The following is a 26,021-nucleotide window of genomic DNA, read 5'->3' as shown; positions in this document are numbered from 1 at the left end:
GTCATGCAGGGGCGCAGCGCGGAGCGGGAGCGGATCGAGCGGTTGCTCGACGGGGCCCGACAGGGGACCAGCGGCGTCCTGCTGGTGCACGGTGAGGCCGGGATCGGCAAGACCGCGCTGCTCGACCACGCCGCCGCGCGGGCGGAGGGCTGGCGGGTGCTGCGGGTCGAGGGCATCGAGTCGGAGATGGAACTGGCCTTCGGCGGCCTCCACCAGCTGTTCCTCCCCGTCCTGCCCCTCGTCGACACCCTGCCCCCGCCGCAGGCCGAGGCCGTGCGGGCGGTCTTCGGGCTGAGCGGCGACGGGGTGCGGGACCGCTTCACGGTCGGCCTCGCGGTGCTCACGCTGCTGTCGGAGGCCGCGGCCGACGGCCCGCTGCTGTGCCTGGTGGACGACGCGCAGTGGCTCGACCAGCCGTCGGTGGACATGCTGACGTTCGCCGCGCGCCGGCTGCGGGCCGAGGGCGTGGTGATGCTCTTCGCCGTCCGCGACGGGGCCCCCGGGGCCGCCGTGAAGGGGCTCCCGCAGCTGCTGGTCGAAGGCCTCGACCGGGCGGCCGCCGCCGAGTTGCTGCCGGGCCTGCCGCCGTACGTCGCGGACCGGGTGATGGCGGAGGCCCGCGGCAACCCGCTGGCCCTGATCGAGCTGTCGGCCGCGCTCACCCCCGCCCAGCGCGCCGGGCAGCTCGGCCCGCTGGCGCTCCCCGAGGCGGCCGCCGGGCTGCCGAGCCGGATCCAGGACGGCTTCCGGGAGCAGATCCGGCGGCTTCCCGAAGCCGCCCGGCTGGTGCTGCTGGTGGCCGCCGCCGACGACACCGGTGACCTCACCACGGTGCTCCGGGCGGCGGCGGCACTGGGCGCGGCGGTCGAGGACCTCGAACCCGCGGAACGCGCCGGGTTCCTGCTCCTGTCCGGGGCGGTGGTGCGCTTCCGGCATCCGCTGGTGCGGTACGCCGCGTACCAGGGGGCGCCGCTCGCCCGGCGGATCGCCGCGCACCGGGCGCTGGCGGAGGTGCTGGGCGCCGACGGGCAGGCGCACCGGCGGGCCTGGCACCTGGCCGCCGCCTCGACGGGCCCGGACGACCTGGTCGCCGAGGAGCTGGAGCGGGTCGCCGAGTGGGCCGGGAGCCGGCAGGGGATGGCGTCCGCGTCCGCCGCCTACGAGCGGGCCGCCCGGCTCACCGCGGACCCGCTGCTGCGGGCCCGCCGCCTGGTGCTGGCGGCGCAGCGGGCCGCCGACGCCGGACAGGACGAGCGGTGCGGGGCGCTGGCCGGCCAGGTGACCGTGCCGCTCGCGGACCCGGGCGTCACGGCGAGTCTCGCGCGCGCCCGGGCGGTGGTGGAGCTGGGTTACCGCAGGCCGGAGACGGCGGCCCGGATCCTGCTGGACGGCGCGGAGGCGACCGGCGCCGGCCGTCCGGACATGGTGGCGTCGCTGCTGACGGACGCCGTCCACGCGGCCTGGTCCGCGGGGAGCGCGGCGCTGATCGGGGAGGTCGCGGCCCGCGCCCCCGGCCTGCCGGTGCTCGCCGTGCCGGCCCGGCTGTTCCCCGGCGACGTGTCCGGGGCGCCCGCTGTCACCGGCGGACCGGACGGACCCAGGGCGCCCGACGTGCCTGGCACGCCCGGCGCGTGCGACGTACCCGGGGCGCTCGACGCGCTCGGCACGCTGAGCGCGCTCGTGGCGGGCGGCCGGGCCACCGAGGCCGGCCTGATGGACCGGCTGATGACCGGCATCTACGGCCAGCTGGCCGGCGACCACGCGGCCGCGCGCGAGGCCGCCACCGCAGCGGTCGCCCACTGCCGTGAGCAGGGCGTCGGCGGATGGCTGCCCACCACGCTCCACCTGCTGGCCCGGACGGAGCTGGCGCTCGGCCGCCTCGACGAGGCGTCGGCGCATGCCACCGAGGGCCTGCAACTGGCCGAGTACTACGATCTCGCCCACCGGGCCGCCCATCTGCGCGCCACCCTGGCGATGCTGGCGGGCCTACGGGGGGACGAGGAGCAGGGCAACGCCCTGGCCGGCGAAGCCCTGGCGTACACCCGGCCGCGCGGGGTCGGACGGGGTACCGCGGACGCCCGGTGGGCGCTGGGCCTGCTCGAACTCGGCCTCGGCCGGGCGGGGGCGGCGCTGGAGCACCTGGAGTCGGCCCGGGCCGAGGGCGACCACCCGCTGCTCGCGCTGCCCCTGCTGGCGGACCTCGTCGAGGCGGCGGGACGGGCCGGCCGCCCGGAGCGGGCGGCGGAGCCGGCCCGGCTGCTCGGGGAGTGGGCCGCCGCGCTGGGGCAGCCCGCCCTCTTGGCCGTGGCCAGCCGCTGCCAGGCACTGACCGGCCCCGACGGCACGGCCGAGGAGCACTTCACCGCGGCGCTGACCCTGCACGAGGGCGGCAGCGACTACGAGCGGGCCCGCACCGCGCTGCTCTACGGGGAATGGCTGCGCCGGCTCCGCCGCCAGATCGACGCCCGGGAGCAGCTGCGCGGCGCGCTGGAGTCCTTCGACCGGCTCGGCGCCCGGCCCTGGGCCGCCCGGGCGCGAGCCGAACTGGCCGCCGCGGGCGGGGAGACCGGGCTGACCGCCCGCGAGGACGGGCCGATCAGCCTGCTGAGCCCCCAGGAGCGCGAGGTGGTCCGGCTGGCGGCGGCCGGGGCGAGCAACCGGGAGATCGCCGCCCAGCTGTTCCTCAGCCCTCGGACGGTCGGGCACCACCTCTACCGGGCGTTCCCCAAACTGGGCATCAGCTCCCGCACCGAACTCGCCTCACTGCTGGCCCCTTGAGGCCGGGGCCGGCTCCGGCCTCAAGGGGCCGGCACTGCGGCCGGGGCCGGCTCCGGGGCCGAGTAGATCATCCGGGTCTGGGCCACCCGGTAGCCCGCCCGGGCGAAGGCGGCGGCCATCGGGGCGTTGTTGGTGTCCGTGGTGGCCGTGATCAGCCCGGCCCCCGCCGCCGCCTGCACCCGGGTGATCTCGGCCAGGATCTCGTCGACGTACCCGTGCCCGCGCAGTTCGGGGACGACGCCGAGGTAGCCGACGTTGCGGTTGTAGGGCGTGGCGGACGGGAGGGCCAGTCCGGCCACCCGGCCGTCGGGCGTGCGGGCCAGGCGCCACCAGGAACGCTCCCCCGGACAGCCGAGGTAGAAGTCCACCTCCTCGCGGGCGGTGGCCTCGGCCCCCATGAGCGCCAGGTTCCGGCGCGTCTCGCCGTCCAGGCTGCCCACCGCGATCCGCCGGAAGACGTCGAGGAAGTCCTCGTCGGTGCCTTCGGTGAAGGTCAGCCGCCCGCCGGAGGCCGGCAGCCCGGCGTCGGGCGTCCACTCCAGGCGCAGCCGCTCCACCTCGTCGGTGAGCCCGGCCGCCAGCGCCGCCTCCTGCCGCCAGGCCAGGGCGGCGACCACCGCCGGGTCCGCGCGCCAGTCGGTGGGCAGCGTCAGGTTGTAGAGCGGGGGCCTAGGTGCGCCCCGCTCGGCGAAGGCCCGCAGGCCCGCGGTGATCAGGGCGGCCGCGACGGCCGCGCGGTCGGCCACCGAGGGGTCGACGTACAGGCAGTCCAGCGCGACCGGGTGCTCGCTGGAGGCCCGGCCCCACCAGAGGGCGCGGGCCACCACCCGGTCGCCGTCCTCGGCGATCCAGGTCCACTCCGGGCGGTACATGCCCTCCTTCAGTTCTTCGAGGTAGCGGTCGGCGTCGATCCGGCCGACGGGTTCGTCCACCGTCACGGCGGTCACGCGGTCGAGGTCGGCATCGGTCGTGGGACGGAACAGCATGGGGGTGCTCACTTCTGGTTCGTTGCGTAGGTGGTGATGGTCGCGCCGGTGTTGAAGACCCGGGAGTCGGTCAGCGTGAACCCGGCCGGGAGGAACGGCGCCCGGAAGAGCGGGGTGCCGGAGCCGATCACGACCGGGTAGCGCTTGATGACCAGTTCGTCGATCTCGGCCAGCAGCTGCCCGGCCAGGTCCGCCCCGCCGCACAGCCAGATGCCCGCCCCGTCCTGCCGCTTGAGGTCGCGGACGAAGGCCGCCGGGTCCGTGGAGACGATCTCCACCGCGGGGTCCGGCCGGGCGAGGGTGCGGGAGAAGACGTACTGGCGCAGGTGCGGGTACGGGCCGGCGACGCCGGCCGCGAGGCCCGGCTCGTAGGTGGCACGGCCCATCAGGACGGTGTCGAACCGCTTGTTGGCGGCCCCGTCCAGGCCCAACGGGCCGCGGCCGTGGGCCGGGATGGTCTCGGGGTACTCGGCCAGCAGCGCGGCGGCGAGGTCCCCCTCGAAGGGGAAGAAGTCGAACTGCCCGTCCGGGCCCGCGATGAAGCCGTCGAGGGTGGTGCCGACGTAGTAGGTGAGCTGACGCACACGGCCTGCTTTCGTTTCGTTCTGTCACGCTCGGGGCGACGTCTTCGACCCTAGGTCGGCCGCCGCGGGCCGGGCATCGGTCACCCCGACGTAATGTGACCGGTCGCCGGCCGCCCGGGCATGGGTCGGGCGGCGGCGCGGGTACGGTCCCCGGCCGGCGCGCTGCGATGCCGCGCCGGTGCGTGCGGTCCCGGTGCGGTGCCGGTGCCGTGCCGGTGGGTGAGGCACGGGCGCCGGTCGGCAGCGGTGGCTACCCTGGCGCGATGACCACCACTGCCGTGCTGTCGATCGCGTCGGACGACGTCCAGGACCCGCCGCTCCGGCCCCTGCCGGCCGAAGTGGCCGCGCTGCTGCAACGCGTGGACGCCCCGCCGCGGCTGGTCGCGCACCTGCGGGCGGTCCACGACGTCGCCCGGCAACTCGTCGACCGGGTCGGACAGCGCTGCCCCGCCCTGTCCTTCGACCGGGAGGCGGTGCTCTTCGGCGCGGCCACGCACGACATCGGGAAGGCCCTGCACATCGCCGAACTGTCCGGCCCCGGCTCGCTGCACGAGGCCGCGGGACAGGAACTCCTGCTGGCCCACGGGGTGAGCCCCGAACGGGCCCGCTTCGCCGCCACCCACGCCTCCTGGGACGCCGTCGGCATCGGGATCGAGGACCTGCTGGTGAGCCTCGCCGACAAGGTCTGGAAGAACAAGCGGGTCGCCGGCCTGGAGGACCTCGTGGTGGCCGCACTCGCCCGGGCGGGCGGACGGCCCGGGTGGGAGGAGTTCCTGGAGCTGGACGAGTTCCTCACCCGCATCGGCGACCGGGCCGACGAGCGGCTGGCGTACCAGCTGCGGCACCCCGTGCACGGCTGAGGCCGACCGCTCCGCGGCCCGCCACCGTCGTCGGTGCGCTGCCCTGGCCTGCCCGGTCCGGTGTCCGGGACCGGGCAGGACGGGTCGGCCGACGCTCCGTCCGGGCGGTCAGTTCCGGCGGGCGCCCCGGACGATCCGGCCGACGACGGCTGCGGCCTGCTCCGGGTGCTCCGCCAGCCACCCGCCGAGCTGTTCCCGGACGGCCTCTCCCACGCAGGCGCGGACGGGGTCGTTGCCCAGCCGGTCGCGGGTGGGGCCCTCGAACCAGGGGTCGTCCAGCTTCACCGACACCACCGCCGTCAGGCCCTCGCCGATCCGCTCCGCGTCGAGGCCGGGGTCCGCCTCCGTCAGCAGCCGCTGCTCACGCGCGTACGCGTTGACCGCGGCCGCCAGCCCGTCCCGGAAGCCCGACTCGTGCGTGCCGCCGCCCGGGGTGGGCCGGCTGTTGGCGAAGCTGCGGAGCCGTTCCTCACCGGAGCCGCGCCACCGCAGGGACACCTCCAGCGTCCCCGCCATCCGCGGGTCCTCCCGCTCGAAGCCGAGGACGTCCCCCTGAACGGCCGCCCCGGCCTGTTCGTCGAGGTGGGCGACGAAGTCCCGGGCCCCGCCGGGGAACCGCAGGCGCACCGACCGGGGCTCGTCCGCCCGACGACGGTCGGCCAGCGAGATGTCCAAGCCCCGGTTCAGGAAGGCCAGTTCCCGGAACCGGTCCGCCAATCCGTGGAAGGAACAGCGCACTTCCTCGAAGATCTCGGCGTCGGGCCAGAAGGTGATGCTGGTCCCGCTGCCGTCCGCCGGTCCCGCCTCGGTGAGCGCGCTGACCGCGACGCCGCGCGCGAACTCCTGGACCCGGCGGACGCCTTCCCGCCGCACCTCCACCGTCAGGCGGCGTGACAGGGCGTTGGTGACCAAGGGCTGCAGGCGGAAGATACCGCTGGTCACGTCATGGCGGCCGGCCGGCCCGGCCCCTGGCTCCATACGGGTCAGCAGGGCTTCGAGGCCCGGACCACCGTCGGCCCCCTCCTCGTCGGCCGGAACACCCGGCCCGTCGTCGGACACACGCACCCCGCCGTCGGGTGTGAGCGTGACACCGACGGAGCAGGCCCGGCCGGCCAGGACATCGTTCACCGCCCGGTCCGCGACCGCGAACACCAGCTGGTGCAGCCCGCGTTCACCGGTCGATCCGATGTACATCCCGGGCCGCTTCCGAACGGCCTCCCACCCCTCCAGCACCTCGATGGCGCCGGCGTCGTAGCTGATCGGTTCCTCGCTCACAAGAATCCCCTCCGAAGGTGTGCGGCGGAACTCCAAAGCCTAGGCGAATCTCGGGAAAACACCAGGTCAGAGCCATTGGGCCGAGGGCGTGGACGGGCTGCTGGGCGCCTGCCAGGACGGGGTCGCCGCCGTGGTCACGGGCCGCGGCCGGAGATGGGCCGAGGCCCCGCCGAGGCCCCGGAAGGCGCTGTTCCGGGCGACCCCGAGGCCTGCGATCCGAAAAGGATTCGCCGAACGCCGCACCGGCACCCGGACCGGACGGCCGCACGGTTCGACCGGGCCGGCAAGGCCCGGAATCGCCACCCCCGGTCGCCCCCCCGAACCGCCCGGACCGAGCCGGGACCGCGCCGGACCACCGGAGCAACGCAAAGGCCACCGGTACGACTTGTGCCCCGCCCGGGTGAACCGGCACCCGGACCGCTTCCCCCGACCCGCGCGCGACCGCTAGGAAGTAGCGGCCCCCGGGTGCCCGCCGCGCAGCTCGCGCGCCGGACCGCCGGCCGGACGTACGTAGCCGCAGGAAGGAACCGGAGCATGGACCTCGACCAGGTGGCCGACGAACTGTACGGCCTCGCCCCGGCGGACTTCACCGCAGCCCGCGACGAGGCCGCCGGGCGCGCACGCCGGGCGGGCGACCGGGCCCTCGCCGAGCGGATCCGCGCGCTGCGCAGGCCCACCACGGCGGCCTGGCTCGCCAACCTCCTCGTCCGCGCCCACCCCACCGAGACCGCGGCGCTGCTGGACCTCGGCCAGGCCCTGCGCGCCGCCCAGGACCAGCTCGCCGGCGCCGAACTGCGGGACCTCCTCGTCCGGCGCCACCAGGTCGTCCTGGCCCTGGTCGCCCAGGCCCTCGACGAGGCCCGGAACGCCGGCCGGCCGGCGGGGGACGGGCCGGCCCAGGAGTTGACGGAGACTCTGGAGGCCGCGCTCGCCGACCCGTCCGCCGCGGCGGCGTTGGCCGCCGGACGCCTCGGCACCGCGCTCGGCCCCGGCGCCGAGCCCAGCCTGCCCACCGGCGGCACCAAATCCCGCCCGACAGCCGCGGCGGAGGCCGCAGCCGTTTCGTCACCGGGTGCAGGCCGTACGCGCGGTGAATCCACGCCCGACGAGCCCCGGCCAGGTGCCGAACGGGACCGGTCGGAGGCCGAGGCGGCCGAGGAAGCCCGACTGGCCGACCTGGCGGGCCAGGTGAAGCGGGCCAGGAAGGACGCGAAGCAGGCCGAGAAGCGCGCTGCCGCCGCCCAGGGCGAGGCCGACCGGGCCCAGTACGCCGCGGAGGAGAGCGACGAGGCCGTGCAGCGGGCCCGCGCGGCCCTGGAGCAGGCCCGTGCCGCGTACGGGACGACCTCGGCCGCCGCCCGGGCCCGGCGTGAGGAGGCGGCCACGGCCGCGACCCGGGCCGGGGAGGCCGCGGCCCACGCCGACCGGCTGACCCGGCAGTTCGAGGCGCTCAAGAAGAGGACCACGAACCACGGCAGGCGATAGGAGTCCGGTTCGGCGCGGCCCGGGGGACGCGGCGGCGGTGCTCAGGTCGTCCGCGCCGACGGGCAGCTCATCGGGCCGATGGCGCCGTTGACCCGGCGGCCGATCTCCCGCAGCTGTTTGTACTGGGCCTTCGTCAGGGGGTCGATGAGCAGCCGGCGGACTTCGGCGACATGCCCGGGTGCGGTGGCGACGACCTTGTCCCAGCCCGCGTCGGTCAGCACGGCGAGGGTGTAGCGGCCGTCGGAGGGGTCAGGGGTACGGGTCAGCCATCCCTTGCCCTCCAGGCGCTTGGCGGTGTGGGACAGCCTGGAGAGCGAGGACGCGGCGAAGTCCGCCAGATCGCTCATCCGCAGCGAGCGCTCCTCGGTCATGGAGAGACCCGCGAGGACCTGGTACTCGAAGTGGGAGATTCCGGCGTCGCGCTGCAACTGGGCGTCCAGGGCCGCGGGGAACCGGACCAGCACACCGGCCATGGCGCGCCAGGTCTCCTGCTCCTCGTCGTCCAGCCAACGGGGCTCTTCGGTGCTCATACCCACCACTTTAGCTTGACCGTTCAATCCGGTGACCGACTCGTTCCACTTGAGGCTTCAAGTCGACCCGCCTGCCGTTTTACTTGACAGTTCAAGTGGATCACCCGTAGCTTCCGGTTGAACATTCAAGTCGGCGAGTGGAGAAGCACCTGATGAACATCACCTTGTGGATCATTGCCGGCCTGCTGGCGGCGGCCTGCCTCGCCGCCGGACTGTTCAAGGCCGTCCAGCCCCGCGAGAAGCTGGTCGCCTCCGGCATGACCTGGGCCACGGACTTCTCGGCCGGCTCGGTCAAGGCGATCGGCGCCGTCGAGGTCCTGGGCGCCGTCGGCCTGATCCTCCCGGCCGCGCTGGACATAGCCCCGGCCCTGGTCCCCTGGGCCGCCACCGGCCTCGCGGTCACCATGCTCGGCGCGGCCGCCGTGCACCTGCGCCGGGGCGAGGCCAAGGCCGTCCCGCCGAGCCTGGTCCTGCTCGTCCTGGCCGTCGTCGTCGCCTGGGGCCGCTTCGGCCCGCAGGCCTTCTGACCGCTCGCTCGCCCGGCCGGGCGGCCGCGGCCGCTCCGGTCGCCCCGGACCTCGCCCGGACGGCCGGCGCACCCTCCGGCCGGACTCCGCCCCGCCGCGGCGGGCGGCCGGGGCGGCGCGGCGCGCGTGCTGGGCCGTTCGCGGGGACGGGCGGTCCGAACGGGTGAGACCACGGAGCGGTTCGTACGCGGAAGGGGGCGGGTGCTGAAGCATGAGTGCCGTCCCATTCCCCGCTCCTGGAGGACCTTCATGCGTTCCACCCTCGCCAAGGCCGCCGCCGTCGCCGCGGTCTCCGGCCTCGCCCTGTTCGGCACCGCCACCGCCGCCGCGGCGCACCACCAGCCCCCGCGTACCGCTGTCCAGGCCGAGGAGGCCGCCGAGTGGCCGGCCGGCGCCCTGGCGGTGGGCGGCGACGCCTCCGCCGAGGACGGCTGGGCCCTCGCGGTGGGCGGCAACGCGGCCGCCACCGGTGGCATCGCCCTGGCGGTCGGCGGCGACGCGGGCTCGTTCGCCGAGGACGGCGAGGGCTGACCCACCCGGCGACCGTGCCGACGCGTCGGCCCCGGCCCCGGTACCCGAGCGGTGCCGGGGCCGGCGCACGTCCCGCGCCGCCTCGTCCCGCGCCGCTTCGTCCGGGGACACTTCGTCCTACGCCGCTTCGTCCGGTGCCGGCGCACCGCGGAGGGCCCCGCAGCTCCGGTCCGGCGCCGCCGTGCGGGTGAAACCGCTGCCCCGCCGCCGTCGGACCCGGACAGCTCCGGGCGTGGGTTGGCATCGTGGCCCTGACCCGATCGCCCCGCTCCGAGGAGGACTCCGATGCTCGGCACCGACTTCACTACCGGCTCACCCAACTGGCTCGATCTCGGCAGCCCGGACACCGGCGCGGCCGCCGCGTTCTACGGCGCCGTCCTCGGCTGGGAGTTCGTCTCGGCCGGCCCCGAGGCGGGCGGCTACGGCTTCTTCCAGGTCGACGGCAGGACCGTCGCCGCGCTCGGGCCGCTCACCGAGGAGGGGGCGAGCTCCGCCTGGATGGTGCACTTCAAGACCGAGGACGTGCGGGCCACCGTCGCGGCCGTCACGGCCGGCGGCGGAACCGTCCGGATGGAGCCCATGGACGTCATGGGCGAGGGCTGGCTGGCGCAGGCCACCGACCCGCAGGGGGCCGAGTTCGCGCTCTGGCAGCCCGGGAAGACCGCCGGACTGGGGCTGGCCTCCGCTCCCGGCACCCTGATCTGGGCGGAGCTGCACGTGCCCGACCCCGTCGCCGACATCGGCTTCTACCAGGGCCTCTTCGGCTGGCGCAGTCAGGAGATGGAAGTGCCGGGCATGACCTACCGGGTGCTCAGCGTCCGGGACGGCGACCTCCAGGAGGCCTCCTTCGGCGGGGTCGCGCCGCTGGGCGACGGCGCGGGCGGCGGGGCGGAGCGGCCCCGCTGGGTCCCGTACTTCCACGCGACCGACGTGGACGCCACCGTCGCGAAGGCCGGGGAGAAGGGCGGGTCCGTGCTGATGCCGGCCGCGGACGTGCCGGACGTCGGCCGGATCTCCTGGCTCGCGGACCCCTTCGGCGCGGTGTTCGCGCTGCTCAAGCCGGACCCTCGGATGTGACCCGGCGGGCCGTCCCGCCGCCGGCCCGGGTCGCCGACCGGCCGGGGCGGGTGCCGGCGGACGGCCCGCCCCGGCGGCCGGCGGAGCGGTCAGGCGGCCGGGTGCGGGTGGCCCAGGTAGGGGAAGGACGGCAGCAGGTCGGTGTGCGGGCCGATGTGGTCGTCGGTGATCCTGCCGCCGGACACCATCGCCAGCCGGGCCGAGGTGACGTCGTCGGTGAGCTTGCGGCCGTTCGGGTAGGCGGCCGGCCGGCGACGGTCGAAGCGGAGCACGTCCGGCAGCACGGTGCGCAGCGCCTTCCCGGCCTCCTCGGGGCCGTACCCGCCGGTGTGCGCGAGCACGGCGCTCCAGGGCTCCAGGTAGGTGGCCCAATCGTCGGCGGGCTCGCCCGCGTTGTACTTCTCCTTCGCGTCCTCGGGCCGGACACCCGCCGCGTGCCCCCGGGCGGGTCCGGGCCGCCTCGGCGGGTCCGGGACGGCCCGCGCCGGTACCGGCCTCCGGCAGTCCGGTCAGCTCTCCGTGCCCCGGGTCCGGCGGCGCCACCACCAGGTACCGACGGCCGCCAGCACGGCGGTGGCCGCGACGGCGATGACCACCGGCACGACCGGGGAGGAGGAGTCCCCGCTACTGCTGGTGGTGGCCGCCGCGGGGGCGGTGGTGGCCGAGGCGGTCGGCGAGGCGGCCGGGACCGGCGCGGTGGAGGACACCGTGGGGCTGGGGCTGGGACTGGGGGCGGCGACGGTGGGGCTCGGCGCCGCCGGGGCGACCGGGGTGGCGCCGGGGGCGGCGGGCGTCAGCTTGAGGACGGGCGCGGGGTGCTCGGGCGCGGCGCCGTCCTTCGGCAGTTCGATCCAGCGTTCGATCTTGCCGTCGCCGTAGGTCTCCAGGGTCTTGAAGACGAGTTCCTTCGCGTCGGGCAGCTGCCGGACGGTGATCTTCCAGGTCGCGTCCTTGCCCGGGGCCAGGGCGGCGCCGCCGACGGTGTAGCCGTCCGGGGTGGCCGCGAAGGTCCACCCGGCCGGGGCGTCGGCGAGGGTGACGTCCGCCGGTGCGATGCCCTCGGGGAGGACGACCTGGAACTTCGCCAGGCCCGCGGTGGTGGACTCGGCCTCGGCGCTGAAGGCCACCGTGGCGTTGGTGGCGAGGGCCTGGGCGGTCTCGGACTCGACCTCGACGTGCGCGAACGCCGCGGTTCCGGCCAGGGCGAGGGCCCCGGTGGTGAACGCCAGGACGGTGGCGGCGCGGGCGGCGCGGCGGATCTGCCGGTTGGGCACTTCGGGCTCCCTGCTTCTCCGCCGGCCGGGCCGGCCGGGACCGGTGGGCGACGGACTGACGACGGGCGGACGACGGGCGGACAGGCTGACGGACTGACGGGCGGACGGGCTGACGGGCTGACGACGGCGCCCATCATGCACGACCCGGCCCGGCGGCGGGCCCGAACCCAGCCGAAGGAAACAAAACCCGCCGCCCCCGGGAACTCCGGCCGTGACCGGAACGACTACCTGGACCGGGCCGGCACCGGCGGGCCCCGTGCACTCGGATTTCCCAGGAGAGTTCCATGCGTTCTCGCGTGTTGTGCGGCATCGCTGCCGCGGTCGCCCTGCTCGTCACGGGCTGCGGCAGCGGCAGCGACGGCGGCTCCGGCTCCCGCGACGCGAGCCCGGCCGCCGCGGCGGGCCCGGCGGCGAACGGGTTCCCGGTCGAGGTCAAGGACTGCGCGGGCGCCGGGACCACCTTCACCGCGGCCCCGAAGAAGATCGTCACCAGCAACGCCGCCGGCCTGGAGATGCTGCTGCACCTCGGCGCCGGGGACCGGGTGATCGGCACCGGGTTCCCGCCCGGCAAGGGCGCCCTGCCGGCCTCGGTCGCCGACCAGGGCGCCAAAGTACCGGTGCTCGGCGACATGGTGATCCCCAAGGAGAAACTGCTGGGCTCGGGCGCCGACCTGTACGTCGAGACCTTCGCCGACATGAGCGGCATGGGCGGCGCCATGGGCTCCGCCCCGACCGCGCAGGAGTACGCGGCCGCGGGGATCAAGCGGGTGTTCCTGGCCTCCACGGCCTGCGCGGCGACCGCCCAGGGGCCGCAGCGGGACCTGGCCGGGGTGGAGGCCGACATCAAGCGGCTGGGCCAGGTCACCGGGACGTCGGCGCGGGCCGAGGAGCTGGTGGCCGGCATGGAGAAGAAGGTCGGCGCGGTGACGGCGGCCCTGGCCGGCCTGGCCGCCGACCAGCGGCCCACGTACTTCTTCTTCGACTTCGACGCCGGGACGAAGCAGCCGGTCGCGGTCTGCGGCAAGCAGGTCGCCAACGCGGTGATCACCCTGGCCGGCGCGCGGAACGTGTTCGCCGACTGCGACGCCGACTTCAGGCCCGTCGCCTGGGAGGAGGTGGTCGGCCGCAACCCCGACTGGATCCAGCTCGGGGTGCGCGACCGGGGCAGCGAGGCGGAGAACGCGAAGGCCTTCGACGAGGCCGAGAGGTTCCTGCGCGAGTTCCCCGCCACCAAGGGGCTCAAGGCCGTCCAGGAGGGGCACTTCCTGCGGATCGGCTCCGAGGTGACGACCATCGGCGGGGTCCGCAACGCCGACACCGTCCAGCTGATCGCCGCCGCCGTCCACCCGGACCTGGTGAAGGGCGGGCGGTAGATGTCGGCCCTGTCCGCCGCCCCCGCCGCCGGCCGGCCGGTGCGCGCCGCCCGGGCCGGCCTCGTCGCGGCCGCCCTCGCCGCGGCCCTGGTCGCCGCCCTCACCCTGGCGGTCTCGCTGGGCGCCGTGGACATCCCGGTCGGCGAGGTCTGGACCGTGGTCGGCCGCCGGATCGCCGGCGAGGCGCCCGAGCCGGGCACCCGGGACCTGATCGTCTGGCAACTGCGCGCACCCAGGGCCCTGTTGGCGGCCGTCGTCGGCGCCGGACTCGGCCTGGTCGGCACCGCCGTCCAGGCGATGGTCCGCAACCCGCTCGCCGACCCCTACCTGCTCGGCATCTCCTCCGGGGCCTCGCTCGGCGCCGTCGCCGTCATCGTCCTCGGCGCGGGCGTCGGCTCGGGGCTCGGCCTCGGGGTGTCCGCGGCCGCCTTCGCGGGCGCCCTGGCCTCCTTCGCCCTGGTCTGGGCGCTGGCCCGGCGCGGTGGCGGCTTCTCGCCGCTGCGCCTGGTGCTGGCCGGGGTCGGCATCGGCCAGTTCCTGTCCGGGTTCACCAGCTTCCTGGTGCTGCAGGCAGGCGACGAGCAGCAGACCCGCGGGGTGCTGTTCTGGCTGATGGGCAGCCTCGGCGGCGCCACCTGGAGCCAGCTGGCCGTCCCGGCCGCGGCCGTCTGCCTGGCGCTGCTCGCGCTCCAGGCCCGGGCCCGCTCCCTGAACTCCCTGCTGATGGGCGACGAGACGGCGGCCGGCCTCGGCGTGGACGTCACCCGGCTGCGCCGCGAACTCTTCGCCGTCACCAGCCTGCTGACCGGCGTCCTGGTCGCGGTCTCCGGGGCGATCGGCTTCGTCGGACTGCTCGTCCCGCACGTCTGCCGGCTGCTGGTCGGCGGCGACCACCGCCGCCTGCTGCCGGTCTCCGCCCTGGCCGGGGCCGTCCTGCTGGTCGTCGTCGACACCCTCGCCCGCACCGCCCTGGACACCCAGGAGGTACCGATCGGCGTGGTCACCGCACTGATCGGCGCACCCGTCCTGCTGTTCCTGCTGGACCGACGCCTGGAGCGCGGATGAGGATCTCGATCGACGACGTCACCGTCACCCTGGCCGGCCGCGACATCGTCTCCGGCGTCACCCTGGTCGCCGCCGAGGGCGAGATCGCCGGGCTGGTCGGGCCGAACGGCAGCGGCAAGTCCACCCTGCTGCGCACCGTGTACCGGCACCTGCGGCCGCGCACCGGGCGGGTGCTGCTGGCCGGGCGCGACATCCGCTCGATGAGCACGGCCGAGACGGCCCGGCACATCGCCGCGCTGCCGCAGGAGCGCGGCGGCGACTTCGAGTTCACGGTGTGCGAGGTGGTGGCGATGGGCCGCTCCCCCTACAAGCGGGCGTTCGCCGGGGACGACGCCGCCGACCACGAGGCGGTGGCCGACGCCCTCGACCAGGTGGGCCTGGCCGGGTACGAGGGCCGCGGCTTCGCGGCCCTGTCCGGCGGTGAGCGTCAACGCGTCCTGTTGGCACGGGCGTTCGCCCAGCGACCGGACGTACTGGTGCTGGACGAGCCCACCAATCACCTCGACGTCCAGCACCAGGTGGAGCTGCTCGCCCTGCTGCGGGCCCAGCGGCGCACCACGGTGATCTCGCTGCACGACCTCAACGCGGCGGCCTCGCTCTGCGACCGGCTGCACGTCCTGCACGAGGGGGCGGTCGTGGCCTCCGGCACTCCGCGCGAGGTGCTCACCCCCGAGCTGCTGGCGAAGGTGTTCGGTGTCCGGGCGGCGGTGGTGGAACACCCGCTCACCGGTGACCCGTTGATCGCCTTCGACCACCGGGAGCCGGCCGGTCCGCACCCGTCCGGCGGCGCCGGCCGGGCCTTCGTCAGCAGGTCCGGCCACCCGTAGGGCCGGCGCCGCAGTAGGTCCGGCGCCGCAGTAGGTCCGGGCACGCAGGTAGGTCCCGGTGCCCGCCCCCTCGGTGCGGGTACCGGGACCTACGACCGTCTACACCGCTTCGAAGTGGCTGGGCCGTCCGTCGCGGAGCACCAGGCGGCCGGCCCGCTCGGACTCCGAGCGGCGCAGCAACTCCCAGCTGCCGTCCGGGCGGTGCAGCACGGTCGAGTGCCAGGGGGTGGTCCAGGCGTCCTCGGCGTCGAGCAGGCGGATGCCGAACTTGGCGGCGCCGCGCCGCTGGGGGTGGATGGACAGGCGCACCGAGCGCGGGTGGTGCTCGGCGATCAGGTCGCCCCAGGCGCGGCTGCGCTGGATGACGCCGTAGGCGCGCTGCCGGCACTCCCGCTGGAGGGCCGACCTGGTGCCGGTGAAGCCGGCGGTGTCCTCGGTGAGGAAGCGGGTGATACCGCGGTAGAGGGCGAGGGTCGCCTCGTCCGACCGTACCTCGGCCCGGAGTTGTTCGACGGTGGGCGCGTACGCCGCGTGCACCCGGGCGCGCTTCTCCGCGTGCGGGAGGTCGCCGAGGACGTCGCGCAGGTCGAACACCGAGAGGTGCTGGAGGCCCTCCCGGCGGATCATGGCGGCGAGTTCGTCGGCGTAGGCGTCGATGTGGTGGTCGGGGACCCGGATCAGGTCGCCGAAGATGTGCCCGTCCGAGCAGATGGCGATCCGGGCACCCGGCCGGTACACCGCGCCCACCGCGGCGCAGAGGTCGTCGAGGAAGGTGAGCGAGAGCCGTTCGCCCTCGTCCGGCAGGTGGCCGAGGACCTTGGCGGGGCTGGGCGACTTGCAGGGGAAGCCGGGCAGGGTGAAGAGGATCTGATCGCCGGCCGTCACGAACTCGGCCAGCTGGGTGAGCTGTTCGGGGAAGTCGGCGGCGGTGGCCGGGGTGTCCGGGTCGGCGGCCCGGCGGTGCGGCAGGAGCAGCTCCAGGACGGCGGCGCAGGTCTGTCCGACGGACGGCGCGGGCGGCATGACGGTGCCGACGGGCGGCATGGGTTCCTCCACGAGGGCATGACTGTTCGGCGCCCCGGCGGCGGTCGGTGCCGGGGCGCCCTGGACGGACGCGATCAAGGGGTCATTGGGTCAGGGGTTGCTGGTTCGATTCAGCAGCGCCGGTCGTAGACGACGGGCAGGCTGTTGACCCCGCGGGCCAGCACGGCCGGGATCCAGGCCAGCTGGTCCAGGTCGCCGGCGGGACGCAGGCCGGGCAGCCGGCGGAGCAGGGTGCCGACGGCGGTCCGGAGTTCGGCGCGGGCGAGGGCGGCGCCGGGGCAGAAGTGGACGCCGTGGCCGAAGGCGAGGTGCGCGTTGGGCGTGCGGTCGAAGTCGAGGGTGTCGGCGTCCGGGAACTGCTCCGGGTCGCGGTTGGCGGCGCAGAGGGAGACGATCACGGAGTCGCCGGCCGGTACCCGGGTGCCGTGCAGGTCGCCGTCCTCGGCGAGGAAGCGCCAGGTGGTGAGTTCGAACGCACTGTCGTGGCGCAGGAGTTCCTCGATCGCCCGGGGCAACAGCTCAGGAGTGTCGCGGAGCCGGGCGAGCTGGCCGGGGTGACGCAGCAGGGTCACCAGCATGGTGCTGATCTGGTTGGTGACGGGCTCCTGGCCGGCGACCAGCAGCTGGAAGATCATCGAGTCCAGCTCCTCCCGGCTGAGTTCGCCGTGCTCCCGGGCGGCGACCAGCCGGCTGAGCAGGTCGTCGCCGGGGTGCGAGGTCCGGTGGGCGACGATCTCGGCGATGTAGCCCTGCAGGGCGCGCAGCCGGCCCTCGTAGGCGGGGCGGCCGGGGTCGTTGGGCCCGACGGGCTGGACGACCTTGCCCCAGTCCCGGTCGAACCGGCGGGCCAGCTCGGGCGGCAGCCCGATGACCTCGGCGAGCACCTGGAAGGGGTAGTGCGCGGCGAAGCCCTGGACGAGGTCGGCGCCGCCCTCCTCGGGCAGCGCGTCGACGAGAGCGTCCGCCAGTTGCTGGAAGCGCGGTCGCAGCGCCTCGATCCGGCGGGGGGCGAAGGCGTCCAGGACGAGGCGGCGCATGCCGGTGTGCTTGGGCGGGTCCTGGTGCAGCAGGTGGACCTGCAGCTGGGAGTGCTGGGGCTCGGGCATGATCGAGGCGAGGGCGCGCCAGTTGTCGTTGCCCAGTGCGTGGTTCTTGCCCAGGCGTGGGTCGTTCAGGGTGCTGTGCGCGGCCTGGTAGCCGGTGACCAGCCAGGCCGCGATGCCGGACGGGAAGCGGACCCGGTGGACGGGGCCGGCGTCGCGCAGCTCGCGGTAGAGGTCGTAGGGGTCGCTCTTGTAGGCGCTCCCGTACAGCGGCACCGGCTCGGCGGCGGTGACGCCGGTGACGGGGCAGCGTGCGCCGGCGGCTGCCGCCGGGGCGTGCTCGGGGGAGGTCATCGGAGGGCTCCTTCGGGTGCGACGGGTGGGTCAGAGGGCGAGGGCGGGGCGGTGGACGTCCAGCCACAGGGCGAGGTCGACGACCCGCTCCAGGCGCAGCCGGTGCCCCCACCGGAGCTGGTCGGCGGGGGTGTCGAGGGTGGCCTTCAGGACGCTCCCGTCGGCGAGGTCGCGCACCTGCGGCACGTCGAGGGCCTCGCGCGCGAGGTCCTGGAGGCCACGGTTGTAGTCCGTGTGGTGGGTGCTGGGGTAGTGGTTCTTGGGCCGCCACAGCACCGATGCGGGGGCGATGCCCCGGCCGGCCGCGCGCAGCAGGCTCTTCTCCCGCCCGTCGTAACTCTTCAATTCCCAGGGGGTGTTGAAGGCGTACTCGACCAGCCGGTGATCGCAGTAGGGGACTCGGACCTCCAGCCCCTGGGCCATCGAGAGGCGGTCCTTGCGGTGCAGCAGCTGGCGCAGCCAGCGGGTCAGGGACAGGTGCTGCATCTCGCGCTGGCGGTGCTCGACCGGGCTCTCGCCGTCCAGGTGCGGTACGGCGGCGAGCGCGTCGCGGTAGGTGTCCGCGCGGAACTCGCCCATCCGCAGCGCGGCGGCGAGGCCCGGGTCCAGCGGCATGGCGGCCTCGTCCCCGGTGACCAGCAGCCAGGGGAAGGTCCGCGCGGCGAGTGCCTCGGGGGCGTGGAACCACGGGTAGCCGCCGAAGACCTCGTCCGCGGCCTCCCCGGAGAGGGCGACGGTGGAGTGCTCGCGGATCTCGCCGAACAGGAGGTAGAGGGAGGTGTCCATGTCGCCGACGCCGATCGGGGAGTCCCGGGCGGCGACGACGGCCCGGCGGTGGTCGAGGTCGAGCAGGGCCCGGGGGTCGAGGACGACGGTGGAGTGGTCGGTGCCGATGAACTCGCCGGCCTCGGTCGCGAACGGGGTGTCGTGGCCGGTGCGCAGCACGTCGCCGGTGAACTGTTCGGCCTGGTCGCTGTAGTCGACGGCGTAGGAGCGCAGGCGCGCCCCGGGGCCTTCGGTCCGGCGCAGCTCGTCGGCGGTCAGGGCGGTGAGGACGGTGGAGTCGAGGCCGCCGGAGAGCAGGCTGCAGAGCGGGACGTCGGCCTCCAGCTGAGCCCGGGCGGCGCGGTCGACCAGGGAGCGGACCTGTTCGACGGTGGCGTCCCGGTCGTCGGTGTGCGGGCGGGCCTCCAGCTGCCAGTAGCGGCGCTCGACGCGGCCGGACCGGTCGAAGGTGAGCAGGCCGCCGGGCTGGACCTCGCGGACCCCCGCCCACACCGTCGGGCCGGTGTTGAACAGCAGGCCGTACGCCTCGCGCAGGCCGTCGGCGTCGACCCGGGGACTGATCCCGGGGTGGGCGAACAGGGCCTTGGGCTCGGAGCCGAAGGCGAGGCCGCCGTCGGCCTCGGCCCAGAACAAAGGCTTGACGCCGAGGCGGTCACGGGCCAGCAGCAGCCGCTCGGCGCGCTCGTCCCAGATCGCGAGGGCGAACATGCCCTCCAGGTGGTCGACCAGGCTCCCGCCCCACTCCAGGTAGCCGCGCAGCACCACCTCGGTGTCGCTGCGGGTGGTGAACCGGTGCCCCCGGGAGCGGAGTTCGGCGCGCAGCCGGTGGTGGTTGTAGACCTCCCCGCTGTAGCTGAGCACCACCTGCGGGCGGTCGGGCCGGTCGGTCATGGGCTGGGCGCCGCCGTCGAGGTCGATGACGGACAGCCGGCGGTGGCCGAGGGCGGCATGGGCGCCGAGCCAGACGCCGCCGGCGTCGGGGCCGCGCCGGGCCATGGTGGCGGTCATCGCCTCGATGACCGGGGCGGTGTCGCGGACGTCCTGGTGGAAGGAGACCCAGCCGGTGATTCCGCACATGCGCGTGCTCTCCCTTGGGGTGGTGACGAAACGTCGGACGGTGGGCGTGTCGCACGCCGGGGCGGGTGGGGTGCCGGCGGTTTCGGGTACCGGGCGGTTTCGGGTACCGGGTATGTCCGGCGCGCCGCGTCAGGCGGCGGCGGTCGGGCGGGCGGCCGGCCTGCCGGGGCGGGCGATCAGGCCGGCGGCGAGGCAGGCGGCGGCCGCGGCGAGGGCGAGTCCGGTGCGGGTGCCGCCCGTCCCCCCGCCGCCCAGGCCCCAGGCGGCGGCGGCGAGGGCCGGCCCGAGCGTGAAGCCGAGGCTGCGGGCGAGCTGGACGGCCGACCCGGCGGTGGCCGTCGCGCCCGGTGGCGCGCCGGTCATCACCAGGGCCTGGACCGGCCCCCCGTACAGGCCCATGCCGGCGCCGGCGAGCGCCAGGCGCCACCCGACCGCCGGCAGCGACCAGTCCGCGCCGAGCGGGACGAGCAGCGTCAGGCCGAGCGCGGTGACACCCGCGCCGGCCGCCGCGACCCTGCGGGCGTCGAAACGGTCGGCGAGACGGCCGCCGACCGGCCCGGCCAGGCCCATCGCGAGCGGGAAGCAGAGCACCGTCAGCCCGGTGGCGGTGGCGCTCCGCGCCTCGTCGCGCTGCAGGTGCAGGGCGACGAGGTAGTGCATGGCGGCGAAGCCCGCGGCCAGGCCGAGCACGGCGGTGTGCAGGCCGTGGGTACGGCCCTCGCGCAGCACCGCCAGGACCGGCCGGCCGCCGGGCCCGCGCAGCCACCACAGGGTGAGCGGTACGGCGGGTACGGCCAGCAGCAGCCAGGCCGGCGAGCCGGGCGAGAGGCTGAGCGCCAGCAGGAGCGCCGCGACGGCTCCGCCGGCCAGGCCCGCGTCGGCGAGCGTGGCCGGATCGGGCCGGCCGAGCCGTCCGCCGGGCGGTGCGTGACGGCGGGCGAGGACCCAGGCGGCGAGGCAGACGGGCAGCTTCACCAGGAAGACCGCCCGCCAGCCGAGGTGATCGAGCAGCAGGCCGCCGAGCGCCGGTCCGGTGACCGCGCCGAGCGGGCCGAGGGTGGCCGGCACGCTCATCGCCCGGCCGCGCAGCCCGGGCCGGACGGAGCGCATCGCCAGCACCGGCATCAGCACGAACAGCACGGCCCCGAAGGCGCCCTGGACGAGCCGGGCGGCGATCAGCCAGGAGGCCCAGGGCGCCGTGGCGGCCGCCGCGCCGGCCAGCGCGAAGCCGCCGACCGCGGTCAGCAGCGCGGGGCGGACGCCGGCCCGGTCGAGCAGCCGCCCGGCCGGCAGCAGCAGGGCGACGAGCGGGAGCTGGTAGCCGAGCACCGCCCACTGGGCGGTCCGGGCGGACGTCCCCAGGTCGCGGGCGATGTCGACGAGGGCGATGTTGACGATGTTCATGTCGAGCATCGCGACGAAGGACAGCATCCCCGCGACCGCCACCAGGCTCCAGCGGTCCGCCACCGCCGCCGGGGCGGGGTCCGCCGTCCGGGTCACCGGGTCTCCCCCGGTCCGCGCTGCGGGGAGGTCAGCCCGTGCGGCCGCATGAGTTCATCCTTCGGTCGTGTCGGACCCCGCCGGTTGACGGAGTCCGACACAGCAGTCGGGCGCGGAGCCGCGGAAGTTCCCGAACATCCGGATGATTCTCGGGCCGGGTCCGGGTCCGGGTCCGGGTTCGGGTCCGGGTTCGGGTCCGGGTCCGGGTTCGGGTCCGGGTTCGGGTCCGGGTCCGTCCCGGCTCCCCGGCGGAGCCGGGACGGCGTGACCCCGGACCGGGCCCGGACGGCCGGTCAGCGACCGGGCCGGGCCCGGCCGCTCCCCCGGGTGACGGGCCGCCAGGCCCGCAGCCGCAGGCTGTTGGCCACCACCAGGACGGAACTCGCCGACATCGCCAGCGCCGCGACCATCGGGTTGAGCAGCCCGGCGGCGGCGAGCGGGAGCAGGGCCGCGTTGTAGCCGAACGCCCAGACCAGGTTGGTCCGGATCGTGGCCAGGGTGCGCCGGGCCAGCCGCACCGCGACGACCAGCGACTCGATGTCGCCCGCCACCAGGGTCAGGCCGGCCGCCCCGATCGCCGTGTCGGTGCCGCCGCCCATCGCGATCCCCAGGTCGGCGGCGGCGAGCGCCACCGCGTCGTTCACCCCGTCGCCGACCACCGCCACACTGCGGCCGGCGGCCTGCAGTTCGGCGACGATCCCGGCCTTGCGCTCGGGCGAGGCCCCCGCGTGCACCTCGCTGATGCCCAATTGTTCGGCCACCGCCCGGGCGGCGCCGGGCTGGTCGCCGGTGACCAGCAGGAGTTCCAGGCCCATCGCCCGCAGCCGGTGCACGGCCCGGTAGGCACCCGGGCGCAGCGTGTCGCCCAGGGCGAGGAGCGCGGCCGGGCGGCCGTCCAGCTCCGCCACCACCGCCGTCCACCCGGCCGCCTCGGCGGCGGCCCGCGCGGCCCGCAGCTCCGGCGGCAGAGCGGCCGGGTCGGGCCGCACCACCTCGACGCGCCGCCCCTCCACGGTGCCCCGGACGCCCGTCCCCGGCATCGAACGGAAGTCCGCCGCCGCGGGCAGCCCCGGCCCCGCCGCGGCGGCCAGCGCCCGGCCGACGGGGTGCTCGGAGCGCTGCTCGACGGCGCCGGCCAGCCGCAGGACCTCGGCCGGCTCGAAGCCCGGGGCGGGCGTGCAGGCGGTCAGCCGCATCCGGCCCGCCGTGAGGGTGCCGGTCTTGTCCAGGACCACGGTGTCCACCCGGCGCAGGCTCTCCAGCACCTCCGGTCCCCGGACCAGGACGCCGAGTTCCGCGCCCCGCCCGGTGGCGGCGAGCAGCGCGGTCGGCGTGGCCAGCCCGAGCGCGCACGGACAGGCGACCACCAGGACGGCGACGGCGGCGGTCAGCGCCTCCTGCGCGCCGGCGCCCCGGCCCAGCCAGAACCCGAGCACGCCCGCGGCGATCCCCAGCACCACGGGGACGAACACTCCGGCCACCGTGTCCGCGAGGCGCTGCGCCCGGGCCTTGCCCGCCTGGGCCGCCGTCACCAGGGCCGTGATGCGGGCGAGCTGGGTGTCGGCGCCGACCGCCGTGGCCCGGACCAGCAGGGTGCCGCCGACGTTCAGGGTGGCACCGGTCACCCGGTCGCCGGGGCCGGTCTCCACCGGGGTGCTCTCCCCCGTCAGCAGGCTGGTGTCCAGGGCCGAGGCGCCGTCCAGGACCACCCCGTCGGTGGCGATCCGCTCCCCCGGGCGGACCACGAACTCCCGCCCCGGCAGCAGGTGCCCGACCGGGATCATCCGCTCGACGCCGTCCTCCCGGACGCACACCTCCTTCGCCCCCAGCTCGGCCAGGGCCCGCAGCGCCGACCCGGTGCGCCGGCGGACCCTGCCCTCCAGGTGGCGGCCGCCGAGCACGAACAGCGGCACGCCGACCGCCGCCTCCAGGTACACGTGCGCGCCGTCGCCCGCGCCGGCGGTCAGCGAGAACGGCATCCGCATCCCGAGCTGCCCGGCGCCGCCGAACAGCAGCGCGTACGCGGACCAGCCGAACGAGGCGAGGACGCCGAGGCTCACCAGGGTGTCCATCGTCACGGTGGCGTGCCGCAGCCCTTGCCAGGCCCGCCGGTGGAAGGTGCGCGACCCGATCGTCACCACGAACGCGGCCGGCGCCAGGCAGGCCCACTGCCAGCCGGGCACCTCGAGCGCGGGCACCATCGACAGCAGGATCACCGGGGCCGAGGTCAGCGCCACCAGGAGCAGCAGGAGCCGCTCGTCCGGATCCGCCCGGTCCGGCGGGGCGGGCTCCCGCCCGGTGACCTCCTCGGCGGTGTACCCGGCCGCCTCCACCGCACCCACCAGCTCGGCCACCGTGACACCGGCCGGGTGCAGGACGCGGGCGCGTCCGGTGGCCAGGTTGACGCCCGCGCCGACCCCGGGCAGACGGCCCAGCTTCTTCTCCACCCGCGCCACGCAGGCCGCGCAGGTCATTCCGCCGACCGCGAGGTCGGTCGTCACCAGGCCGTCGGGCCGGCCGTCGGCCAGCAGGCCCTCGGGACGGGCGGTCATCGCGGCACCCCGCCGCCGGCCGGCGGGCGCAGGCCCTGCACGGGCATGCCGGGCATCTCGTCGACCGCCGGGCGCCGCTCCGGCCCGGAAGGGCCGGGCCCGGCGGGGCCGACGAAGGAGCCGGCCGCGAAGCCGCCGCCGAAGAGGGCGGCCAGCAGGAGGACGAAGCCGAGCAGGAGCACGGCCGGACGCGCCGGGGCCCGGCCCGTCCGCGCGGGTGTTCGCACCGAGGTCATGGCAACTCCGTGTGGCAGGAGCCGCTGGAGCTCCCGGTACGGGGCTCCGGCGGACAGGGGGTGGATCGGGCCGGCCACGGCCCGGAGGGGAAGGGCCTCCGTCATCGCGCCGTGGCCAGCCGCAGGGAGCCGGGCGGGTCGGCGGCGCCGGGGACGACGGAGGCGGGGACAGCGGGGACGGGGACAGCGGGGACGGCCGCGGGGGCCGCCGACGGTGCCGCGGTCGGCACCGCCGTCGGGAGCGCCGTGGCGGCCCGCACCGGCTCCGAGGCCGCATCGGGCTCCGCATCGGGCTCCGCGTCGGTATCCGCGTCGGTCTCCGCCGAGCGCACCAGGCGGACGAGTTGGTCCCGGGCCCGGGCGACCCGCGACCGGACCGTCCCCACCGGGCACCCCGACATCGCGGCCACCTCGGCGTAGGTCAGCCCGACCACCTGGGTCAGCACGAACGCCTCCCGCCGCTGCGCGGGCAGGAAGGCCACCAGGTCGTTCAGCACCAGCCCGTCCTCGAAGCCGCGCCCCGCCCGGGACGGGTGGTCGGCGGCCTCCTCCCAGGTCGCGAGGGCGGCCCGGCGCGGGCGGACGGCCAGGCTGCGGTAACGGTCGACCACCGTCCGGCGGGCTATCGACAGGAGCCAGGTGCGGGCCGAGGAACGGCCGGCGAAGGAGGGCAGGGCGTTCAGGGCCCGCAGGAAGGTCTCCTGCGCGAGGTCGTCCGCGGCGTCGACGTCCGTGAGGTGGGCCACGAACCGCCACACGTCGCGCTGGGTCGCGCTCACGAACGCCTCGACGGACGTCCGGCAGCCGCCGGCCGCGGCCAGGGCGAGGCGGGTCACCTGCTCGTCATCCATGAACGGCCCCCTGCACCCGGGCCCGGCCGGTGTCGGGCGGCACGGCCGGGTCCGACCGGCGACGGCGGGTGGCGGGCGTACGAAGCCGCGGTGCCGCGGGCGTACGCAGCCGAGGGGCCGAAGACGTACGGGTGGGGCCGGCGAGCGGGCCGGCGGCGGCGCTGAAGGGAGATCTTCCGTTGCACATGAGAGGTCCTGAGGGAACGTCAAGGGACGGCGGCACCAAGCCCGATGCCACCGAAGGCGACGGCCCGGGCACCGGCCCGGCCGGATCCCGGCAGCCCGAAGCACGCCACCGCGGCCCGTCGAGGGGGCCGGCGGCGACGGCGGGCGTCGACCGGAATCACTGCTCAGGGGTGCCGAGGGCCAGGCCCCTGCGACGTACGCACCGTCGGGCGCGGACGGCAGGGGTGACCGGCCCGGCGCGCCGGCGAGCGCCCGCCGTGGCCCCAGGGCTCGCGGCGGGCCGGAAACACCGGCGGGACGGGCGAATCAGACGGCCGGCCGGAACCCCGGCGGGCCGCGCCGCCCCAGCGCCTCGACCAGGAGGGCCGGCCGGAGGACGGGGAGGACGGCGCCGGTGGCCGGCCGCAGCACGGACACCGGACGACCGGTCCAGGCGCCCAGCAGGAGCAGGGCCGGCACGAGGACCCGGGCCAGTACCTTCAGCAGGTCGAACAGGCCGGCGACGGCCGCGTCCCCCCGCCACAGCAGCACCGCGCACAGCAGGGCGGCCAACAGGTGCCCGAGGAGCATGCCGGCCGAGAGGTCGTGGACCAGCGTGCCGGCCGAACCCGCCCCGGCCGGGCCGGACATGGCGCCCATGGCGTGCCCGTGCGCCGCCCCCGCCAGGCCGGAGTGCCCCGGCGGGGAGGCGATCACCAGGCCGGGATCGAGGCCGGCCATCCGGGCCAGCTCGGCGGGGTCCATCCCGACCGAAGCAGGGTCCCGGGTGCAGAGCAGCAGACCGATCCAGTCGGTGGCGGCCGCCGCGCGCTCCTGGGCGGCGGCCGCCCCGGCCGAGGCGTACTCGAAGAGCAGGTGCAGGCTGATCTGAGCGGTCGCCATCCACACGGCGACCACGGCGAATCCGCGCCGCCGGCCGCCCAGCAGCCAGCTGCCGGCGGCCGTCCCGAGGAACGCCAGCACCAGTGCGGGCCACGGCAGGGCGGCCTCGGAGCCGGACATGCCGAAGTGCGCGGTGGCGGACATCGCCACGCACGCGGTGGCGAAGACCGCGGCGCGGAGCATCCGGGGCCGCCAGGTCGTCACGATGGCACCCATCGTCGCATCCGTCCGTCCCCGCCGTCCGGCAACCCCCGGAAACCGCCCGCCCGCCGTGCCCGCACCGGGACTTGAAGCCGTGGGCGGAGCCGAACCGGCCGCCGGACCGCGAACGGAACCTC

General features: G+C 76.2%; 23 protein-coding genes. 9 read left to right on the top strand and 14 right to left on the bottom strand.

Translation table 11 applies throughout. From position 1 onward, the window contains the following. Nucleotides 1-3: 3 nt before the first annotated feature. Nucleotides 4-2,778, top strand: a complete 2,775-nt coding sequence (locus IE329_RS16415) for a helix-turn-helix transcriptional regulator (RefSeq protein WP_190211620.1) — start codon at nucleotides 4-6, stop codon at nucleotides 2,776-2,778. Nucleotides 2,779-2,798: 20 nt separating this feature from the next. Here IE329_RS16415 and IE329_RS16410 read toward each other — a convergent pair whose 3' ends face one another. Both IE329_RS16410 and IE329_RS16405 read right to left on the bottom strand, forming a co-directional pair. Next, nucleotides 2,799-3,776 (bottom strand): GNAT family N-acetyltransferase, encoded by a 978-nt coding sequence (locus tag IE329_RS16410; protein WP_308438376.1) that lies wholly within the window; start codon nucleotides 3,774-3,776, stop codon nucleotides 2,799-2,801. Further along, nucleotides 3,773-4,348, bottom strand: coding sequence for a dihydrofolate reductase family protein (locus tag IE329_RS16405; protein ID WP_190211619.1), 576 nt, complete (start codon nucleotides 4,346-4,348; stop codon nucleotides 3,773-3,775). Before IE329_RS16405 ends, IE329_RS16410 begins: the two co-directional genes overlap by 4 nt. Before the next feature lie 263 nt (nucleotides 4,349-4,611). Between IE329_RS16405 and IE329_RS16400 the strand changes: the two genes are divergently transcribed. Next, entirely contained in the window at nucleotides 4,612-5,208 is a 597-nt protein-coding gene (locus tag IE329_RS16400; protein ID WP_190211618.1) for an HD domain-containing protein, read from the top strand. Nucleotides 5,209-5,316: 108 nt separating this feature from the next. On the opposite strand, the gene IE329_RS16395 is transcribed toward IE329_RS16400, so the two are convergent. Further along, entirely contained in the window at nucleotides 5,317-6,483 is a 1,167-nt protein-coding gene (locus IE329_RS16395; RefSeq protein WP_229927492.1) for a DNA topoisomerase subunit B, read from the bottom strand. 534 nt (nucleotides 6,484-7,017) lie between these two features. Between IE329_RS16395 and IE329_RS16390 the strand changes: the two genes are divergently transcribed. Then, nucleotides 7,018-7,968, top strand: a complete 951-nt coding sequence (locus IE329_RS16390) for a hypothetical protein (RefSeq protein ID WP_190211617.1) — start codon at nucleotides 7,018-7,020, stop codon at nucleotides 7,966-7,968. A gap of 41 nt (nucleotides 7,969-8,009) precedes the next feature. Here the strand turns inward: IE329_RS16390 and IE329_RS16385 are convergent, their stop codons facing one another. Next, nucleotides 8,010-8,498, bottom strand: a complete 489-nt coding sequence (locus tag IE329_RS16385) for a MarR family winged helix-turn-helix transcriptional regulator (RefSeq protein WP_190211616.1) — start codon at nucleotides 8,496-8,498, stop codon at nucleotides 8,010-8,012. 152 nt (nucleotides 8,499-8,650) lie between these two features. On the opposite strand from IE329_RS16385, the gene IE329_RS16380 reads away from it, so the two are divergent. The 3 genes from IE329_RS16380 (at nucleotide 8,651) to IE329_RS16370 (ending at nucleotide 10,633) form a co-directional block, all read left to right on the top strand. Then, the gene (locus tag IE329_RS16380; protein WP_190211615.1) at nucleotides 8,651-9,025 is read left to right on the top strand and encodes a DoxX family protein; all 375 of its coding nucleotides are present in this window, start codon (nucleotides 8,651-8,653) and stop codon (nucleotides 9,023-9,025) included. A 249-nt stretch (nucleotides 9,026-9,274) separates the two neighbouring features. Further along, a complete protein-coding gene (locus tag IE329_RS16375; RefSeq protein WP_190211614.1) occupies nucleotides 9,275-9,556 on the top strand; it encodes a hypothetical protein in 282 nt (93 codons plus the stop codon). Between the two features lie 285 nt (nucleotides 9,557-9,841). After that, nucleotides 9,842-10,633 carry a VOC family protein gene (locus IE329_RS16370; RefSeq protein ID WP_190211613.1) on the top strand — a complete coding sequence of 264 codons (792 nt, stop codon included), beginning with the start codon at nucleotides 9,842-9,844 and terminating at the stop codon, nucleotides 10,631-10,633. A gap of 89 nt (nucleotides 10,634-10,722) precedes the next feature. Here IE329_RS16370 and IE329_RS16365 read toward each other — a convergent pair whose 3' ends face one another. Further along, nucleotides 10,723-10,974: a DUF4331 family protein gene (locus tag IE329_RS16365; RefSeq protein ID WP_229927491.1), complete on the bottom strand. Its 252-nt coding sequence runs from the start codon at nucleotides 10,972-10,974 to the stop codon at nucleotides 10,723-10,725. Nucleotides 10,975-11,142: 168 nt separating this feature from the next. Continuing rightward, nucleotides 11,143-11,907, bottom strand: a complete 765-nt coding sequence (locus IE329_RS16360) for a DUF1775 domain-containing protein (RefSeq protein ID WP_190211612.1) — start codon at nucleotides 11,905-11,907, stop codon at nucleotides 11,143-11,145. A gap of 284 nt (nucleotides 11,908-12,191) precedes the next feature. Here IE329_RS16360 and IE329_RS16355 point away from each other — a divergent pair, with 284 nt between their 5' ends. From IE329_RS16355 to IE329_RS16345, 3 genes are read left to right on the top strand one after another with little or no spacing between them, the layout of a single operon-like run. Then, entirely contained in the window at nucleotides 12,192-13,280 is a 1,089-nt protein-coding gene (locus IE329_RS16355; RefSeq protein ID WP_190211611.1) for an ABC transporter substrate-binding protein, read from the top strand. Beyond that, nucleotides 13,281-14,345, top strand: a complete 1,065-nt coding sequence (locus tag IE329_RS16350) for a FecCD family ABC transporter permease (RefSeq protein ID WP_190211610.1) — start codon at nucleotides 13,281-13,283, stop codon at nucleotides 14,343-14,345. Then, nucleotides 14,342-15,172: an ABC transporter ATP-binding protein gene (locus tag IE329_RS16345; RefSeq protein ID WP_190211609.1), complete on the top strand. Its 831-nt coding sequence runs from the start codon at nucleotides 14,342-14,344 to the stop codon at nucleotides 15,170-15,172. The genes IE329_RS16350 and IE329_RS16345 overlap by 4 nt, the downstream gene beginning before the upstream one ends. 99 nt (nucleotides 15,173-15,271) lie before the next feature. Here the strand turns inward: IE329_RS16345 and IE329_RS16340 are convergent, their stop codons facing one another. The 8 genes from IE329_RS16340 to IE329_RS16305 all read right to left on the bottom strand — a co-directional run bounded on the left by IE329_RS16340 (nucleotide 15,272) and on the right by IE329_RS16305 (nucleotide 25,899). Continuing rightward, nucleotides 15,272-16,216 carry an L-tyrosine/L-tryptophan isonitrile synthase family protein gene (locus IE329_RS16340; protein WP_229927490.1) on the bottom strand — a complete coding sequence of 315 codons (945 nt, stop codon included), beginning with the start codon at nucleotides 16,214-16,216 and terminating at the stop codon, nucleotides 15,272-15,274. A 110-nt stretch (nucleotides 16,217-16,326) separates the two neighbouring features. Further along, the gene (locus IE329_RS16335; protein ID WP_190211608.1) at nucleotides 16,327-17,613 is read right to left on the bottom strand and encodes a cytochrome P450 family protein; all 1,287 of its coding nucleotides are present in this window, start codon (nucleotides 17,611-17,613) and stop codon (nucleotides 16,327-16,329) included. A gap of 30 nt (nucleotides 17,614-17,643) precedes the next feature. After that, the gene (gene asnB / locus IE329_RS16330) at nucleotides 17,644-19,476 is read right to left on the bottom strand and encodes an asparagine synthase (glutamine-hydrolyzing) (protein ID WP_190211607.1); all 1,833 of its coding nucleotides are present in this window, start codon (nucleotides 19,474-19,476) and stop codon (nucleotides 17,644-17,646) included. Between the two features lie 129 nt (nucleotides 19,477-19,605). After that, nucleotides 19,606-20,976: an MFS transporter gene (locus IE329_RS16325; protein WP_229927489.1), complete on the bottom strand. Its 1,371-nt coding sequence runs from the start codon at nucleotides 20,974-20,976 to the stop codon at nucleotides 19,606-19,608. A 293-nt stretch (nucleotides 20,977-21,269) separates the two neighbouring features. Beyond that, complete coding sequence (locus tag IE329_RS16320; protein ID WP_190211606.1) at nucleotides 21,270-23,528, bottom strand: heavy metal translocating P-type ATPase; 2,259 nt, start codon at nucleotides 23,526-23,528, stop codon at nucleotides 21,270-21,272. After that, nucleotides 23,525-23,764, bottom strand: a complete 240-nt coding sequence (locus IE329_RS16315) for a hypothetical protein (protein ID WP_190211605.1) — start codon at nucleotides 23,762-23,764, stop codon at nucleotides 23,525-23,527. Before IE329_RS16315 ends, IE329_RS16320 begins: the two co-directional genes overlap by 4 nt. A gap of 101 nt (nucleotides 23,765-23,865) precedes the next feature. Continuing rightward, nucleotides 23,866-24,615, bottom strand: a complete 750-nt coding sequence (locus IE329_RS16310; RefSeq protein ID WP_190211604.1) for a sigma-70 family RNA polymerase sigma factor — start codon at nucleotides 24,613-24,615, stop codon at nucleotides 23,866-23,868. A 492-nt stretch (nucleotides 24,616-25,107) separates the two neighbouring features. After that, a complete protein-coding gene (locus IE329_RS16305; RefSeq protein ID WP_190211603.1) occupies nucleotides 25,108-25,899 on the bottom strand; it encodes a hypothetical protein in 792 nt (263 codons plus the stop codon). Between the last annotated feature and the right edge of the window lie 122 nt (nucleotides 25,900-26,021).

Source organism: Kitasatospora indigofera (genome assembly GCF_014655955.1).
Classification (GTDB): domain Bacteria; phylum Actinomycetota; class Actinomycetes; order Streptomycetales; family Streptomycetaceae; genus Kitasatospora; species Kitasatospora indigofera.
This window is presented reverse-complemented; position numbering and strand designations above follow the sequence as displayed.